Genomic DNA, 15538 nt, shown 5'->3' on the forward strand with positions numbered 1-15538 from the left:
TGAACGCAGTGCTGCGAACACGCCCCATCGTCGTGGTCCTGGCGATGCTCGCCGGGACCCTCGTCACGGCCGCCGCTCCGGCGGCCGCCGACGTCCAGTCCTATCTCGACGATCCACGAAAAGTCGCCGAAGGCCAGGAGTCACCGCACGCATTCCTACGTCCCTACGCCGACGTCTCCGCCGCGGCCCGCCGAGATGAACGCAGTCCGTACGCGATGTCGCTCGACGGCAAGTGGCGGATCGCGATGGCGGACAACCCGTCGCAGGTCCCGGCGGGATTCCACGAGGACGGCTACGACGCGTCGCGCTGGCGCGAAGTGTCCGTGCCGCACACTTGGCAGACGGACGGTCTGGACCATCCGATCTTCCGCAACATCGCCACCGAGATCCAGCCCGACGACCCGCCGCGCGTCCCGCGTGACGTCAACCCGACCGGCGCCTACGTCCGTGACTTCACCCTGCCCGCGGACTGGACGGAACGCGAGACCTTCCTGCGCTTCGAGGGTGTCACGTCGGCGTACTTCGTCTGGGTCAACGGGAAGTACATCGGCTACGACCAAGGCGGCTACACGCCGGCGGAGTTCGACCTCTCCTCCGCGCTGCGACCGGGCTCGAACCGGATCGCCGTCCAGGTGCACCGCTGGAGCGCGGGCGCCTATCTGGAGGACGTCGACCAGTGGCGGTACTCGGGCATCTTCCGCTCGGTGACCCTGCATTCGGCGCCGCGTACGTTCATCCAGGACGTCGGGCTGACGACGGACCTCGACGCGACCTATACCGACGCCACCCTCAAGGCCGCGGTCGAGGTCGCCACCAAACCCGGCGGGACCACCGGCAAGCACCGTGTCGGGCTGAGCCTGCGCGACGCCGCGGGCAAGGAGGCCGGGGCCGCGAGCGGTGAGGTCGAGGCCGGTGGCAAGACCACGCTGAACCTGCTCGTCCGCAACCCGGCGAAGTGGACCGACGAGACACCGAACCTGTACACGGCGGTACTCACGTTGAGCGCGCCCGACGGCCGCGTCACGCACATCACCAGCGAGACGGTGGGCTTCCGCGAGATCGAGATCCGCGACAAACAGTTGCTGGTCAACGGGAAGCGGGTGCTCTTCAAGGGCGTCAACCGGGCGGAGACCGACCCCGACCACGGCAGGCACGTGCCCCGGCGTGCGCAGGAACGCGACGTCGCGCTGATGAAGCAGCTCAACGTCAACGCGGTCCGCACCTCGCACTACCCGTCGGATCCCTATTTCTACGAGCTGGCCGACCGGCACGGGCTCTGGATCGACGACGAGATCGACATCGAGACCCACAACCACGAGAACTGCGCCCGGTACTGCCAGGCGAACGACCCGGCTTGGCGGGACGCGTTCTTCGATCGCATGATCGGCATGGTCGAACGGGACAAGAACCACCCGAGCGTCTTCCTGTGGGACACCGGCAACGAGGCGGGCCTCGGCGCGCATCACTTCGCGCTGGCGGAATGGCTGGACGCGAACGAACCGACCCGGCCGATCTACCACCAGTCGAACAGTCCGGACGGGGACGCGCCGTTCGCGGATGTGTGGGGGCCGCGATATCCGTCTCCGGAGAAGTTCGCCGAGCAGGCGAAGAACACCACCAAACCGCTGATCTTCGGCGAGTACGCCCACGCCATGGGCAACAGTCTCGGCAACTTCCGGGAGTTCTGGGATACGATCCGGGCGAATCCGCAGACTCAGGGCGGGTTCATCTGGGACTGGGCGGAGCAGAACATCCGGCAGCCGATCCGGATCACGCCCGATGCGTCGGGCAACGACATCTCGGCGCATATCAGTGGAAAGCCGGATCTGATCGAAGGTCATCGCGGCAAGGCGCTGGGACTGTCCGGGCTGGACGATTTCGTCGAGGTCTACCGCGACCGCAAACTCGACATCACCGGGAAGGCGCTGACCTTGGACGCCTGGGTGAAACCGGGGAAGTGGACCGGCGATTTCCGCATCCTCGGCAAGGGAGACCACCAGTACGCGCTCAAGATGAAGACGCAGGACACGCTGGAGTTCTTCATCCACAGTGGAACGTGGCAGGCGGTGCAGGCGAAGGTGCCCGCCGACTTCTACGGCAACTGGCACCGGGTGAGCGGTACCTATGACGGAACCGCCCTGCGGCTCTATCTCGACGGCAAGGAGGTAGCGAGCAAGCCGTTCACCGGCGCGATCGACTCGTCTTCGGCGGAGGTCAACATCGGCCGCGACTTCGAGACGTCGTGGAACGACCCGTCGAGCATCGGCTGGATGGGCCGCGGCGCCGTCGACGATGTCCGCATCTACGACAAGCCGCTGTCCGCCGCGGAGCTGTCCGGCTCCACACCGGCGGGCGGGGCTGTCTTGGCGCTGGACTTCGACAGTGTCACGGACCGGGGGAGCCACCTGTCGTACGGCTCCAGTCTGTCCGGTGTGGACGGTCTGATCGACTCGGATCGTTCGGCGCAGCCGGAGACCGCGCAGATGGCGTGGGCGCATCAGCCGCTCCGGTTCGCCTACTCCGGTGGCACGGTGTCGGTGACCAACGAACGGCAGTTCAAGGGCACCGACGAGCTGAACCTGCGGTGGCGGATCCAGGAAGGCTCCCGGATCGTCGCCCGTGGCGAACAGCCGTTGCGGGTCGGCGCAGGGACGACCGGACGGGTCGCCGTTCCCGTGCCGCCGAATCCGGCTGACCGAGAGCGGTTCCTCTCCGTCGAGGCGGTGACGACGCAGAGCGAGCCGATGCTCGCGCGGGGACACGTCCTGGCACACGACCAGTTCTCCCTGGGCGGGAAGCGGATCCCCGGCCTGGACCGGACTCCGCTCGACGGGAAGTCCGTCGGGGTCGTCGAGGACGAGGGTTCGGTGACGGCGTCGGCGGCCGGGGTCACGTACCGGGTGGACAAGACCACCGGTGCGCTGGCGTCCATCCGGTACCAGGGCAAGGAACTGCTGACCGCAGGGCCGAAGCTCGACGCATGGCGGGCGCCCATCAGCAACGAAACCTTCGCCTGGGGCAGGGCAGAGGGTGAGGACTGGCGCAAGGCCGGCCTGGACCGGTTGAAGACCACGGTCACCGGAGTGCGGGTCGAGAAGGACGGCTCGCGAAGCGTGCGGGTGATCGTCGACAGCCGGGTCGCGGCGCCCGACGTCGCCGGCGCGTGGTTCGACCAGACGATGACCTACACCGTCGACCGGACCGGGACGCTGAGCATGGGCAACCGGGTGGTGCCGCAAGGAAGTGTGCGCACACTGCCGTATCTGCCGCGGATCGGTGTCTCGCTCGCGGTGCCGGACCGATACGACCGGTTCGCGTGGTATGGGCGAAAAGCCGAGAGCTACGTCGACCGGAAGGACGGGACGCCGATCGGCGTGCAGTCGAGCACGGTGGATCAGCAGTACGTCGAGTACCACCGGCCACAGGACCACGGCAACCACACCGACAGCCGGTGGGCGCTGCTCACCGACAGCCGGTCCGGTGGCTTGCTGATCGGCGGCGCGAAGGACGTCAGCGTGACGCCGTTCGACGACCTCGATCGGGCGGCGTACCCCTTCCAGTTGCAGCGCAACAAGGGCTGGTTCACGCTGCACGCGAGCCACGCGGTTACCGGGGTCGGGGACACGCCCAACCCGGTGCGGGAACGCAGTCAGGTCCGAGCTGACAGCACGTATGAGTACACGCTGTCGCTTCGGCCGCTGACCCAGCAGGAAGCGCGGGCGGGGGTGCCGACCGGCGGGTGACCTTGGACGTCGCGAAAGCCACTTTCACGACACTTGATGTCTCGAAAGTGGCTTTCGCGGCACCCGTCGGCTAGTTGAACAACTTGTAGTTGAGCACGATGTATCCGGAATTCTCGGCGATCTTGACATCGTTCGCGCTGAGCCATCCGACCGTTCCCTTGGATGTCCTCAGGCAATGTTGCCCACCGGCGAATATCACCTCGGGGCCGGGAACCGTTCCCTTTCCCTCGGAAACGATCTTCGGGCACTGCGCCTTGGCTTCCTGCTCGGTTCCGTAGTAATAGAACAGGCCCGATCGATTGGCGGTCAAATAGCTTCCGCTGAAATAGAGGTCTATGTCGCCGTTGGGGCCCGATGCGGACACCGGGGTGGCGCGGGACGCGTCGAGGTCGACCCCCATGTCCGCATCGAGCTTCACCTGCTCGGGGACGGCTTCAGCGGGTTTGTTCCCCTGTTGCTGCACGCTGGTGGCATCTTGCGACGACGACCCGGATGGCGAACCTCGGTCGTCGGCGCCTTTCGCCGGCTGTGCACTGGTGTTGATGAGTGCCACGACCACCGCGCCCACCAGGCCCAACACCGCGGTTATAACAGCCGCCAAAATCGCTCCACGTCGGCTGACAAGCGCCGCGGCCACTGCCGGATCCGAGGTTTTGACGTTTCTCGCCCGGTCGGTTTTTGACCGGCCGCGATCGTTGTTCGTCACATGATCTCCCCTGTCAAAGATGCTGAAAGAGACTACAACAAGATCAAGAAGAGATAGGCTTCAGACTCAGCTCGCTTGGGAATTTTCGAGCGCGAAGTCATCAGGACCGGCTTTTGTTGCAGGCTCTCGCTGGACCTTGGGTGATCCGGTCGTAGGACCTAACGGCACCGTTTCACCCTGCAGGGCTAAAACTTCGGTGTCGGAACACGCGCGGGCCGCCGCTGTCCGGGTGATGTCGGGCCGAGGCCGGTCTCTTCGCCCGGGCAGTCGCTAGTCTTGATCTTCGACTGCGAGGGAGACTGAAATCATGGCGGAATGGGCCGATCTGGTCGCGTTCGTACGACACGAATATCGGGTCGTGAAGGACGAACCGGACGAAATTCGCATCCGCTTGTCCTACGGCGACGACGACTACGAAGAGCGGGCGCAGACCGTGGTCATCGCACGGGAGATCTTCGACCGCCGCGAGGACTGGGTGCAGATCGCGACACCGTTCGCGCGGGTCAGCGAGGTCGACCTGGCGACCGTGCTGACCGAGGTCGGCAACACGATCGTCGTCGGGGGACTGGTGGTCATGGGGGAGCACCTGGTGCTGCGCCATTCCCTGCCGTTGGTGAATCTCGACATCAACGAGTTCACCGACCCGCTCGAACTCGTCGCCGGCTCGGCGGAACTACTCGAACAACAATTCACGGGCCGTGACGACTACTGATCATCCGGTCGTGAGCTGACGGAGTCCTACCGGCAGGCGGCGAGCGCGGTCACTTCGTCGAACGTGGTGACGCGTTCGCGTTCGTCGTCGGTGAGCTTGTTGATCGCCGCCTTGAGGGCTTGTGCCTGTGGGGTGCCGGGCAGCCTGCCGTCGAGAAGATCTGGCAACCCGAGCTCGTATCCGCAGCGGACCCTCGGTGGGTAGCGGTGCCGTGTGCGCGCGACGGCGGACGCGACGCGGAGGCCGTGTTCGGTGCCCGGCGGGGTCGCGGGACGATCGACCTCTATCGCGGCGAAGCGGAACGCGTTCGCTTGATCGCACGGTTCGCAGCCTGATGGTCCGGAGCCGAGTTCGCTGCCGCACTCGGCGCACCGCAACCGTACTAGGGCGGCATCGACCACCCGCCACTCGAAGGACGACGGATCGGCCAGCACCGTTTCGGCGAGATCGATCTCATCGACGGTTCCCGCCGTGACGCCGTACTCGGCGAGATACTTCAGCCAGACAGCGTCGATACTCGCTTGGATGGCGGCCAGTGCCTCCGCGGGACGGCCGCCACGCGGAAGTGCGGGCATGATCAGGACCCTACTCCGAACCGGCCGAGCGCCGAATCGGCTCGGCGAGATGCCGGCGGGTCGAACGCATCCTCGACGAACTCGGCCTCCCCAACCGCACCCGCATCGCCACCTGGGCCGCCGAGCACGGCACCGCCGCTCGTGCCGCGGGATCGGCTGACCAGCCAAACCGCCGCTGAGCTCCTCGTCCGAATCCGCATCCGGAAACCGGGCGGCGGTCGAATTCGCGACGCCGGTCGGAGATCAGGGCCAGATCGGCGGCCCGGCCGGGAGTGATCTTCGTCCGGGTGTCACGTGTTCGCATTCGACCCCGGTGAGCTTGGTGATCGCCACCCGGTCGGTCTGTGCCGGGCAGTTCGCCTTCGAGAAGGGCTCCGGAGCCCTGAACCGCGCTCGTCGCAGTCGGCGTCGATGCGGTGATGGCCGTCGAAGGGAACGACCGTCAGCTCGTGGGTTTCCGTGGAGGAGGCCCGGCGTTGCGGGTTCGGCTCGATGGGCGGCCGGCCCACACGGTTAAGATCGTCTCCCCTTTCGCACGCCGAAGCCATCGGCTTACCACTCGCGGAGCGGACGGGCGTTGCCACGACGGACGGGTTCCGTGGCTCTATCGTGATTGGTGTGCTTTTTCCAGCACGGAAAGGAATGTGACCGCGGACTGCGCGCCGGAAACACCGTAAGCGCCGTTCAGCACGAAGAACGGCACTCCGTTGACGCCGATCCTGCGTGCCTCGGCGAAATCCACGTCGACCTCGCCCGCGTACTTCGTGCCCTCCAGTACTTCACGCGCCTCGTCCTCGGGGACGCCGACCTCGGTGCCGAGCCGGACCAGCGTGTCGAGATCGTCGACGATCTCGCCATCACAGAGATGCGCCTTGAGCAGCCGCTCGTGCATCCGATCGCCGAGCCCGTGCTGGTCGGCGAGATGGTTGAGGCGGTGGGCGTCGAGTGTGTTGACCGACACGGCGTTGTCGAGGTCGTACGTAAGACCCTCCGCGGCGGCGAGTTCGGTGACCTGCCGCGTCATCGCCCTGACCTGCTCGGGCGGTGCGCCGGTCTTCTTGGCGAGCATGTCGTGTACCGGTTCGCGGTGGCCCTTGGGGTGCGAGGAGTCGAGCTGGAAACTGTGCCAGCGCACTTCGACGTCGTCGGCGTGCCCGAACTCGCCGAGTGCGGTCTCCATCCGGCGTTTGCCGATGTAGCACCACGGACAGACGACGTCGGACCATACGTCGATGTACATCACCACGAGCACATCCCGTCCGTGCGGGTCGGCGCGTATTCGGAGCCGAGGACGACCAGCTTCGGCTCCGCGGGCTCCGGTTGTTCGGGAGCTTCGTGTTCGGCAGGGGCAGTCATGACCGCTTCCGTTGGTTACTACTTGTTCGTAACCTCAACCTACGCCAGTATCGGCCGCGCCAGTGAGGAGGCACTTTCATGTCAGCTACGCACATCGATGTGCCCGTGCCCGCCGACCACGACTGCCGACCCGCGAGATCCTCGACCTGATCGGTGACAAGTGGAGCGTGCTCATCGTGGTCCTGCTCGGCAGGCGGACCTCCCGGTTCGGCGAGTCGCACCGCGGGATCGAAGGAATCAGCCAGCGGATGCTGACGCTGACCCTGCGCGCTCTGGTCCGGGACGGACTGGTGACGTTCCGTTGAGTGCGCTCGACGCTTGGGCGAACGCGCATCGGGACGACATCCTCGCGGCGCGGGAACGACACGATTCGGCCGGTTGACCGCCTACTGCGAACGGTGGACGCGTGACACACAAGTGGGGAGGACTCACGGCCCTGCTCGCGGGGTTCTTCGTGCTCCTGCTCGATACGACGATCGTCGCCGTGGCGAGCCCGAGCATCCAAGCCGATCTCGGCGGGGACGTCGCCGGGCTGTTCTGGGTGACGGCCGGCTATCTGGTGGCGTTTTCGGTCCCTTTGCTCATCGCCGGACGACTCGGAGACCTCTTCGATCCGAAGCGCGTCTACCTCTTCGGTATGGGAGGCTTCGCCGTCGCCTCCGCGCTGTGTGGGCTCGCGCCCTCAATCGGATGGCTTGTCGCTTTCAGAGTCTTGCAAGGCCTCGCAGCCGCAGCGATGTCCCCTCAGCCACTCACGCTGATTCGACGACTCTTCGCCGAGGACGAGCGTGGGCGCGCCTTCGGCATCTGGGGCTCGGTCGCCGCCGCTGCCACCTTGCTCGGGCCCATACTGGGCGGGCTGCTGACGGCGGGACTGGATTGGCGCTGGATCTTCTGGGTCAACGTGCCACTTTGCGGCATCGCCGTCGTCATGGGGATCCGCCTGATCCCAGGTAGCCATGGAGGCGTCACACGGTTCGATCTCCTCGGTGCCGCGTTGAGCACAGCGGGTCTGAGCCTTCTCGTGTGGGCCCTGCTGTCCTGGCGTACCCTCTCGCTGCCCATGATCGTCGCCGCTATCGCCTTGGCCGTGGCGCTGCTCGTCCTCTTTTGCCACCACGAACGCAATGAAGGGTCGGAAGCCCTCGCGCCACTGCGGCTCTATCGCTCGTCCGGATACCTGTCGGCAAGCCTCGCGATGGCGTCCCTCGGCGCGACGGTTCTCGCGATGGCCCTGCCGACCATGCTCTACATCCAAGCGGTGCGAGGTTTCGGGCCGATCGAGGCCGCCATGGTCCTGTCGCCGGACGCTCTCGTGGCGGTCATGTTGTCGCCACCGGCCGGCCGATGGGTCGACCGCGTGGGGGCGCGCAGGCCGGCGATACTCGGCATGAGCCTGCTCACCGTGAGTCTTTCGCTCATAGGCCTTGTGGTCGTGCTCGAACTGAGTCCCTGGTGGATTGTTCCCGGAGCCGCGATTCTGGGCGCCGCCAATGCCATGGCGTGGTCGCCTCTGTCCGCCATCGCGATGGCGTCGGTGGAACCGGGCGCCGCGGGTGGTGCCTCGGGTTTGTTCAATACCGTGCGACAGGTGGGCGCGGTGGCGGGGGTGGCGGTGACGGGCGCGGTTCTGGCGGGTCTCGAATCGAGCCCTACCTTGGCCTTCGGTGTTGTTTTCGGGTTCATCGGTGTCGTTGCCGCGGCCGGTGCCGTCGCGGCAGGTCGATTGCCGGTGGATCCGGTCGCTGATCGTGAGGCGCGGTCGATGAATCCGGCTTGAATCCACGGGCACGGATGTCTTCGGTCCAGGTGGTCGTGAGTGGCGATTCGGCCTCTAACCCGAAACGCCACTCACGACCACCCCGTAGGCGCGTCCACCGGAAACCCCGCGAGTCAGGAAAGTCCGTGAAGGCCTCCTTCCCTACCCTGAAAGTAGGGAAGGAGGCCTTCACGGACACGCCACCAGGACACGCCACCTTCGACGTCGCGAAAGCCTCGACCCACCGCCCGGTCATGAGTCCGGCGGATGCCGCCGCGCGAGCGCCTCCGAACCTTGTGCGAGCAGGGTGACATCGGCACCGACCAGCACGAACGAAGCGCCGGCGTCAAGATAGCGCTGAGCCTGCGCAGGGTCGAACGCGTTGACTCCCACCGGTTTCCCCTGAGCAAGGACGGCCTCGAAGGTGCTCAAGACGGCCGAGGTGACGTCGGGGTGCGTCTGCTTTCCAAGCAGGTCCATCGAGGCGGCCAGATCGGACGGCCCGACGAACACCCCGTCGACGCCGTCGACAGCGGCGATCTCGGCGGCCGCCGCGACTCCCGTCGTCGACTCGATCTGGACGAACAAAGACGTGAACTCTTCGGCCTTCGCGAGATAGTCCTCGACTCGGTTCCAGCGCGCCGACCGCGACAGGGCACTGCCGACACCGCGCACGCCACGTGGCGGATAGCGGACGGCCCGCACCACTGCTTCCGCTTCCTCCGCGCTGTCGACCATGGGCACCAGCAGGTTCTGCGCGCCCAGGTCGAGCAGTTGCTTCAGCGCGACCGCGTCACCGGACGGGGCGCGCACCATCGGCGTGATCGGATACGCGGCGATCGTCTGCAGCAACGACTGCACCGTCTCCAGCCCGGCGGGGGAGTGCTCGGTGTCGACGAGCAGCCAGTCGAGCCCGGAACCCGCGCAGATCTCCGCGACCACCGGGCTGCCCGACGTGACCCACATGCCGATCCGCGGCCGCTCGCCCAGCTGATCCCGGAACGGCGGAGCTAGACGAAGCGGCATGTGATCGCCCCCAGGTCCCGGTAATCGGCGGTCACGGTGTCGCCGGGGTGCACCCACATCGGCCGCGTGAACGACCCGGCCAGCACGATGTCACCCGGGTCGAGTTTGTCACCGTGCTGAGCGAGCTTGTTCGCCAGCCAGGCGACGCCGTTCGCGGGATGGTTCAGCACCGCGGCGGCGACGCCGGATTCCTCGATGGTTTCGTTGCGGTACAACAGCGCCGAAACCCACCGCAGGTCGACGGCGTCCACGGCGACCGGGTTGCCGCCGTAGACCATCCCGCCCATGGCCGCGTTGTCGCTGATCGTGTCGACGATGGTCCGGCCGGCCATCTCGATCCGGGAGGACAGGATCTCCAGAGCGGGCACGACGTATTCGGTCGCCCGCACTACGTCGAACACCGTGGCGTCCGGCCCCGAGAGGGAATCACGGAGCACGAAGGCCAGCTCGACCTCGATGCGCACGTTCGAGAACCGGCTGTGCTCGATCACGGAACCGTTCTCGAACACCATGTCGGCGAAGATGGTGCCGTAGTCGGGTTCGGTGATCCCGGTGGCGGCCTGCATGACCTTCGACGTGAGCCCGATCTTGCGCCCGACCGGACGGCGGCCCGCCGCGATACCCCGGCGCCGCCATTCGTTCTGCACGGCGTACGAGTCCTCGACGGTCATGTCCGGGTAGCGCCCCGTCAGCAGCGGGATCGTTTCCCGGGCCTCCTCCGCGGCCGCCAGTTCGTCGGCGATCGCGGTGATCGTTTCCTGTTCGAGCATCTCCCCGCCTCAGAGCTGGTTGCCGAGTTTGTACTCGCCCTGTTTCCAGGCCGGCAGTTCGCCTTCGTCGTCACCTTTGCGGGTGTAGGAGAAGCCGTCGGCGCCGATGGTGACCTCCAGTTCGCTTTCCTCGGTCCTCGCTACCACCGGCTGCGGCTTGCCGTCGAGGTCGAGTACCAGCGAGGCGTCGGTGTACCAGGACGGGACCACCGGCGTGCCCCACCAGTCGCGGCGCTGGTTGTCGTGCACGTCCCAGGTGACGACCGGGTTGTCCGGGTCGCCGGTGTAGTAGTCCTGCGTGTAGATCTCGACGCGGTGCCCGTCCGGGTCGCGCAGGTACAGGTAGAACGCGTTCGAGACGCCGTGCCTGCCGGGGCCGCGTTCGATGTGGTCCGACATCCGCAGCGAGCCGAGTTTGTCGCAAATGGACAGGATGTTGTGCTTCTCGTGCGTGGCGAAGGCGACGTGGTGCATCCGCGGACCGTCGCCGCCGGTCATCGCGGTGTCGTGCACGGTGGGCTTGCGGCGCATCCAGGCCGCGTAGGTGACGCCCTGATCGTCCTGGATGTCTTCGGTGACCCGGAAGTTGAGGTCTTCCATATGCTTCACCGCGAGCGGGACGTCCGGCGTGACCTGGTTGAAGTGGTCGAGCCGGACCAGCGCGCCAGGGACGTGCAGGTCATAGCGCCAGCTGAGTCTGTCGACGTGCTGGACGTCGTGGAAGAACTCGAGCGGGAAGCCGAGCGGGTCCTGCACCCGCACCGAGTCCCCGATGCCCTTGGTGTAGCCGTCCGCACGACGTTCGACCCGGCAGCCCAGCTCCGTGTAGAACGCGACTGCCTTGTCCAGGTCCTCCGGTGACCGCACGCGGTACGAGAACGCCGCGACCGCGGCGACCGGTCCCTGGCGCAGCACGAGGTTGTGGTGGATGAACTCGTCGATCGTGCGGAGGCTGACCGTGGTCTCGTCCTCCTCGGTCACCGTCAGTCCGAGGACGTCGGCGTAGAACGCGCGCGAACGCGCCAGATCGGTGACGACGAGTTCCATGTACGCGCAGCGCAGGACGTCCGGCGGCGGCGATTTCGGGGTGGGGATCGGCTTCATTGCGTCATCCTTCGTGGACGGGGGATCGGGGTCAGCCCTTGCCGAAGGCGGGGTTGTGCACCTCGCCGAGATTGATGTGCACCGCCTGCTGGTCGGTGTAGAAGTCGATCGAGCGGTAGCCGCCCTCGTGTCCCAGCCCGGAAGCCTTCACTCCACCGAAAGGCGTGCGCAGGTCGCGGACGTTGTTCGAGTTGAGCCAGACCATGCCCGCCTCGACGGACTGCGCGAAGTTGTGCGCCCGCTTGAGATCGTTGGTCCAGACGTAGGCCGCGAGCCCGTACTTCGTGTTGTTAGCCAGTGCCAGTGCTTCGTCTTCGCCGTCGAACGGCGTGATCGCGACGACCGGGCCGAAGATCTCCTCCTGGAAGATCCGGGCGTCCGGTTTGACGTCGGCGAACACCGTCGGGGTCACGTAGTTCCCGGTCGGGAAGCCGTCCGGGCGGCCGCCACCGGCGACCAGCCTGCCCTCGGTCTTGCCGATCTCGATGTACTTCATGACCTTGTCGTAGTGCTCGGGGTGCACCAGGGCGCCGACCTCGGTCGCGGGGTCGCTCGGGTCGCCCACCTTGACCCGCTCGGCCTGCGCGGCGTAACGCTCGACGAACTCGTCGTAGATCGCGCGCTCGACCAGGATCCGGCTGCCCGCGGTACAGCGTTCGCCGTTGAGCGAGAACACGCCGAAGACCGTCGCGTCGATCGCGGTCTCCAGATCGGCGTCGGCGAAGACGATGGCGGGTGACTTGCCGCCCAGCTCCATCGACAGTCCTTTGAGGAACGGCGCGGCGTTGCCGAAGATCAGGCTGCCGGTGCGGCTCTCTCCGGTGAACGAGATCAGCGGGACGTCCGGGTGCTTCACCAGCGCGTCGCCCGCGTCCTCACCGAAGCCGTTGACGAGGTTGAACACGCCCGGCGGCAGCCCGGCCTCCTCGAAGATCTCCGCCCACAGCGACGCGGAAAGCGGGGTGAACTCGGCGGGTTTGAGCACCACGGTGTTGCCGGTCGCGAGTGCGGGCGCGAGCTTCCACGACTCCAGCATGAACGGCGTGTTCCACGGCGTGATCAGCCCGGCGACGCCGATCGGCTTGCGGTTGACGTAGTTGATCTGGCGGCCGGGCACCTTGTACGTGTCGTCGGCCTGCGCGACGATCAGGTCGGCGAAGAACCGGAAGTTCTCCGCGGCCCGCCGTGCCTGGCCCAGCGCCTGCGAGATCGGCAGGCCCGAGTCGAAACTCTCCAGCGCGGCCAGCCGCTTGTCCCGCGACTCGACGAGATCGGCGATGCGGTTCAGCACGCGCGAGCGCTCGCGCGGCAGCAGCTTCGGCCAAGGTCCCTCGGTGAACGCCTTCCGCGCGGCGGCGACGGCGCGGTCGATGTCGGCCTTCTTCCCCGCGGCGGCCTGGACGTAGACCTCGTTGGTGACCGGGTCGATCACGTCGAAGACGGCGCCGTCGGCCGAATCGGCGAGTTCGCCGCCGATGTAGTGCCGGATCCGCTCCGGGACACCGTCGGGGATCGGCCGGGGAGTCGTGGTGGTCAAGATGAGCCCTCCTCAGTCAGCGGTTCGCGCGCTCTCGAGCGTCCAAAAAGGCCTGCATGGTGGCCCAGCGGTGATTGCGCGCGGCGAATTCGATGTCGAGCGGGTCGGCCTTCTCGGTGATCAGCCGGAGGATCTCTTCATGTTCCTCGACCGAGCGGTGCGCGCGGTCGGGGACGAACGCGAACGTGGAGTCGCGCAGCCCGGACAGCCGGGTCCAGCCCTGGTGCACGAGGTCGAGGATCTGCGGGTTGGGGCAGCATTCGAAGAGCAGCGAATGGAACTGCTGGTTCAGCGCGGTGAACTCGTGCGCGTCGAAATGGTCCAGCAGCGCGATCATGCGCTCGTTCACCCGCCGCGCCCGCGCGATGTTCTCTTCGGACAGCTGAGGCGCGGACAGCGCGGTGGCGACGCCTTCGACGACGCCGAGGGTCTGCATGGCGTGGACGTACTCGTTCTGGTCCACCATCGCCACCCGCGCGCCGACGTTGCGCTCGAAGGTCACCAGCCGTTCGGCCTCCAGCCGCCGGATCGCCTCGCGCACCGGGACGACGCTCATGTCGAGCGCGCCGGCGATCTCGGCGAGCACCAGCCGGTAGCCGGGTCCGTACTCGTGCCGGGCGATCCGCTCACGCAGCCACTCGTAGGCGAGTTCGGATTTGCTGGTCGTCTTCACTGCTTCTTCTGCCATGCCTCATACCTTTCCCGCCACAACGGGTTCAGCGGGAAGAGCCCCTCGATCGGGCGGCCCTGTCCGACCTGCTCGGCGATCCAGGAGTCTTCGTCCTCCTGGGCGAGCGCCGCGTCGGCGATCTCTTCGGCCAGTGACGGCGGGATGACGACCACGCCGTCGTCGTCGCCGACGATGATGTCGCCGGGGAGTACGGTGGCACCGCCGCAGGCGACCGCGACGTCGGTGTCCCATGGCACGTGCTTGCGGCCGAGGACCGCTGGATGCGGGCCCTGCGAGAACACGGGAAGCCCTGTCGCGGCGACGGCCTCGAAGTCGCGGACTCCGCCGTCGGTGACCACCCCGGCCGCGCCGAGGTAACGCGCCCGCAGTGCCAGGATGTCCCCGAGGGTCCCGGAACCCTTGTCACCGCGGGCTTCGATGACGATCACCTCGCCGGCGCCGACCGAGTCGAAAAGGCGCTTCTGCGCGTTGTAGCCGCCGCCGTGGGACTTGAACAGATCCTCGCGGTTGGGCACGAAGCGCAACGTCCTCGCCGTGCCGACGATCTTCGAACCGGGCAGATTGGGACGCACGCCGTCGATCGCGACGTTGTTCAACCCGCGTTTGCGCAGCTGAGCGGACAAGCCCGCCACAGGTGCGCGCAGCAGCTTGGCGCGAAGTCCTTCGCTGAGCGCGGGAGTGTCCTCTTCGACCTGTTCGACGGGCGTGCCCCAAGCCTCGGCACGTTGCTTGTCGTCGGCCTCGGGCAGGCTGCCGATGTCCGAAAAGGACCGGATGCCCTGGGTCACGGTGGTGTGGAGCCGTCCGCTGCTGACGGACGTGCCGGGAACGTCCACTTCGACGACGACGACGTCGCCGGGGGAGACCACCGTCGACCCGGCCGGGGTCCCGGTGAGGATGACGTCGCCCGGTTCGAGGGTGAAGTGCTGGGAGAGGTCGGATATGAACTGCCGTAAGGGGAACAGCAGTCCGGCAGTGGTGTCCTCCTGCACCAGGTCGCCGTTCACCCACGTGCGGACGCGCAGCGACGAGGGATCGACGTCGCGCGCTTCGATGAGGCCCGGGCCGAGCGGGGTGTAGCCGTCGCCGCCCTTGGAGCGGACGTTGGACCCCTTGTCCGCGGCGCGCAGGTCGTAGAGGCCGAAGTCGTTCGCGGCGGTGACCGCGGCGACGTGCTCCCACGCCTGGTCCGCTTTGACCCACCGGGCCGCGGTGCCGATGACCAGCGCGATCTCGCCTTCGAAGGCCAGCAGTTCGGTCCCGGCCGGACGTTCGACCGTGCCACCGGACGTGCCGATCGAGCTCGACGGCTTGAAGAAGTACGACGGGTTCGCCGGACGCCGTCCGCGCTGCTCCGCGCGTGACGCGTAGCTGAGATGGACGGCGATGATCTTGCCCGGCCGGGTGCCCAGCGGACCGGACGTGCGGCCGGAAGGCGCTGATGCCTCGTAAGTGCCCATGTTCCCCTGAATCCTCGACCTTGCTTCGTATCTAATAACGTATATGATTCCGTGCCACAGTGGCAAGGCGGTCACCGAGTGGCCTTCGCCTCGCCCGGG

At 67.0% G+C, this 15538-nt stretch carries 13 protein-coding genes; 4 read left to right on the forward strand and 9 right to left on the reverse strand.

Annotated elements, in window-relative coordinates; translation table 11 throughout:
* Positions 1–8 precede the first annotated feature (8 nt).
* Positions 9–3743, forward strand: a complete 3735-nt coding sequence (locus AC069H_RS21245) for a glycoside hydrolase family 2 TIM barrel-domain containing protein (RefSeq protein ID WP_478233557.1) — start codon at positions 9–11, stop codon at positions 3741–3743.
* 70 nt (positions 3744–3813) lie between these two features.
* Here AC069H_RS21245 and AC069H_RS21250 read toward each other — a convergent pair whose 3' ends face one another.
* Positions 3814–4449 (reverse strand): hypothetical protein, encoded by a 636-nt coding sequence (locus AC069H_RS21250; RefSeq protein WP_478233558.1) that lies wholly within the window; start codon positions 4447–4449, stop codon positions 3814–3816.
* A 307-nt stretch (positions 4450–4756) separates the two neighbouring features.
* On the opposite strand from AC069H_RS21250, the gene AC069H_RS21255 reads away from it, so the two are divergent.
* Positions 4757–5161 (forward strand): hypothetical protein, encoded by a 405-nt coding sequence (locus tag AC069H_RS21255; RefSeq protein WP_478233559.1) that lies wholly within the window; start codon positions 4757–4759, stop codon positions 5159–5161.
* A gap of 26 nt (positions 5162–5187) precedes the next feature.
* Here AC069H_RS21255 and AC069H_RS21260 read toward each other — a convergent pair whose 3' ends face one another.
* Positions 5188–5736: a hypothetical protein gene (locus AC069H_RS21260; RefSeq protein ID WP_478233560.1), complete on the reverse strand. Its 549-nt coding sequence runs from the start codon at positions 5734–5736 to the stop codon at positions 5188–5190.
* A gap of 604 nt (positions 5737–6340) precedes the next feature.
* Positions 6341–6976: a DsbA family oxidoreductase gene (locus tag AC069H_RS21265; RefSeq protein WP_478233561.1), complete on the reverse strand. Its 636-nt coding sequence runs from the start codon at positions 6974–6976 to the stop codon at positions 6341–6343.
* 178 nt (positions 6977–7154) lie between these two features.
* On the opposite strand from AC069H_RS21265, the gene AC069H_RS21270 reads away from it, so the two are divergent.
* On the forward strand, positions 7155–7397 hold the full coding sequence (locus AC069H_RS21270) for a winged helix-turn-helix transcriptional regulator (protein WP_478233562.1): 243 nt from the start codon (positions 7155–7157) through the stop codon (positions 7395–7397).
* Positions 7398–7498: 101 nt separating this feature from the next.
* Positions 7499–8872 carry an MFS transporter gene (locus AC069H_RS21275; protein WP_478233563.1) on the forward strand — a complete coding sequence of 458 codons (1374 nt, stop codon included), beginning with the start codon at positions 7499–7501 and terminating at the stop codon, positions 8870–8872.
* Positions 8873–9103: 231 nt separating this feature from the next.
* On the opposite strand, the gene AC069H_RS21280 is transcribed toward AC069H_RS21275, so the two are convergent.
* From AC069H_RS21280 to AC069H_RS21305, 6 genes are read right to left on the reverse strand one after another with little or no spacing between them, the layout of a single operon-like run.
* Positions 9104–9877: an HpcH/HpaI aldolase family protein gene (locus tag AC069H_RS21280; protein ID WP_478233564.1), complete on the reverse strand. Its 774-nt coding sequence runs from the start codon at positions 9875–9877 to the stop codon at positions 9104–9106.
* Positions 9862–10647 carry a 2-oxo-hept-4-ene-1,7-dioate hydratase gene (gene hpaH / locus AC069H_RS21285; protein WP_478233565.1) on the reverse strand — a complete coding sequence of 262 codons (786 nt, stop codon included), beginning with the start codon at positions 10645–10647 and terminating at the stop codon, positions 9862–9864. Before hpaH ends, AC069H_RS21280 begins: the two co-directional genes overlap by 16 nt.
* 9 nt (positions 10648–10656) lie before the next feature.
* Entirely contained in the window at positions 10657–11751 is a 1095-nt protein-coding gene (gene hpaD / locus AC069H_RS21290; RefSeq protein ID WP_478226077.1) for a 3,4-dihydroxyphenylacetate 2,3-dioxygenase, read from the reverse strand.
* Positions 11752–11782: 31 nt separating this feature from the next.
* Positions 11783–13288 (reverse strand): 5-carboxymethyl-2-hydroxymuconate semialdehyde dehydrogenase, encoded by a 1506-nt coding sequence (gene hpaE, locus AC069H_RS21295; RefSeq protein WP_478226078.1) that lies wholly within the window; start codon positions 13286–13288, stop codon positions 11783–11785.
* Between the two features lie 16 nt (positions 13289–13304).
* Entirely contained in the window at positions 13305–13976 is a 672-nt protein-coding gene (locus AC069H_RS21300) for a GntR family transcriptional regulator (RefSeq protein WP_125676801.1), read from the reverse strand.
* Positions 13958–15439, reverse strand: coding sequence for a fumarylacetoacetate hydrolase family protein (locus tag AC069H_RS21305; RefSeq protein WP_478233566.1), 1482 nt, complete (start codon positions 15437–15439; stop codon positions 13958–13960). Before AC069H_RS21305 ends, AC069H_RS21300 begins: the two co-directional genes overlap by 19 nt.
* Between the last annotated feature and the right edge of the window lie 99 nt (positions 15440–15538).

The organism is Amycolatopsis sp. NPDC043887 (assembly GCF_056435665.1).

Excerpts from the sequence above, each read along its gene's own strand:
- AC069H_RS21255 (WP_478233559.1), top strand. The coding sequence starts at position 4,757 with ATGGCGGAATGGGCCGATCTGGTCGCGTTCGTACGACACGAATATCGG.
- AC069H_RS21260 (WP_478233560.1), bottom strand. The coding sequence starts at position 5,736 with ATGCCCGCACTTCCGCGTGGCGGCCGTCCCGCGGAGGCACTGGCCGCC.
- AC069H_RS21265 (WP_478233561.1), bottom strand. The coding sequence starts at position 6,976 with ATGTACATCGACGTATGGTCCGACGTCGTCTGTCCGTGGTGCTACATC.
- AC069H_RS21280 (WP_478233564.1), bottom strand. The coding sequence starts at position 9,877 with ATGCCGCTTCGTCTAGCTCCGCCGTTCCGGGATCAGCTGGGCGAGCGG.
- hpaH (WP_478233565.1), bottom strand. The coding sequence starts at position 10,647 with ATGCTCGAACAGGAAACGATCACCGCGATCGCCGACGAACTGGCGGCC.
- hpaD (WP_478226077.1), bottom strand. The coding sequence starts at position 11,751 with ATGAAGCCGATCCCCACCCCGAAATCGCCGCCGCCGGACGTCCTGCGC.
- AC069H_RS21300 (WP_125676801.1), bottom strand. The coding sequence starts at position 13,976 with ATGGCAGAAGAAGCAGTGAAGACGACCAGCAAATCCGAACTCGCCTAC.
- AC069H_RS21305 (WP_478233566.1), bottom strand. The coding sequence starts at position 15,439 with ATGGGCACTTACGAGGCATCAGCGCCTTCCGGCCGCACGTCCGGTCCG.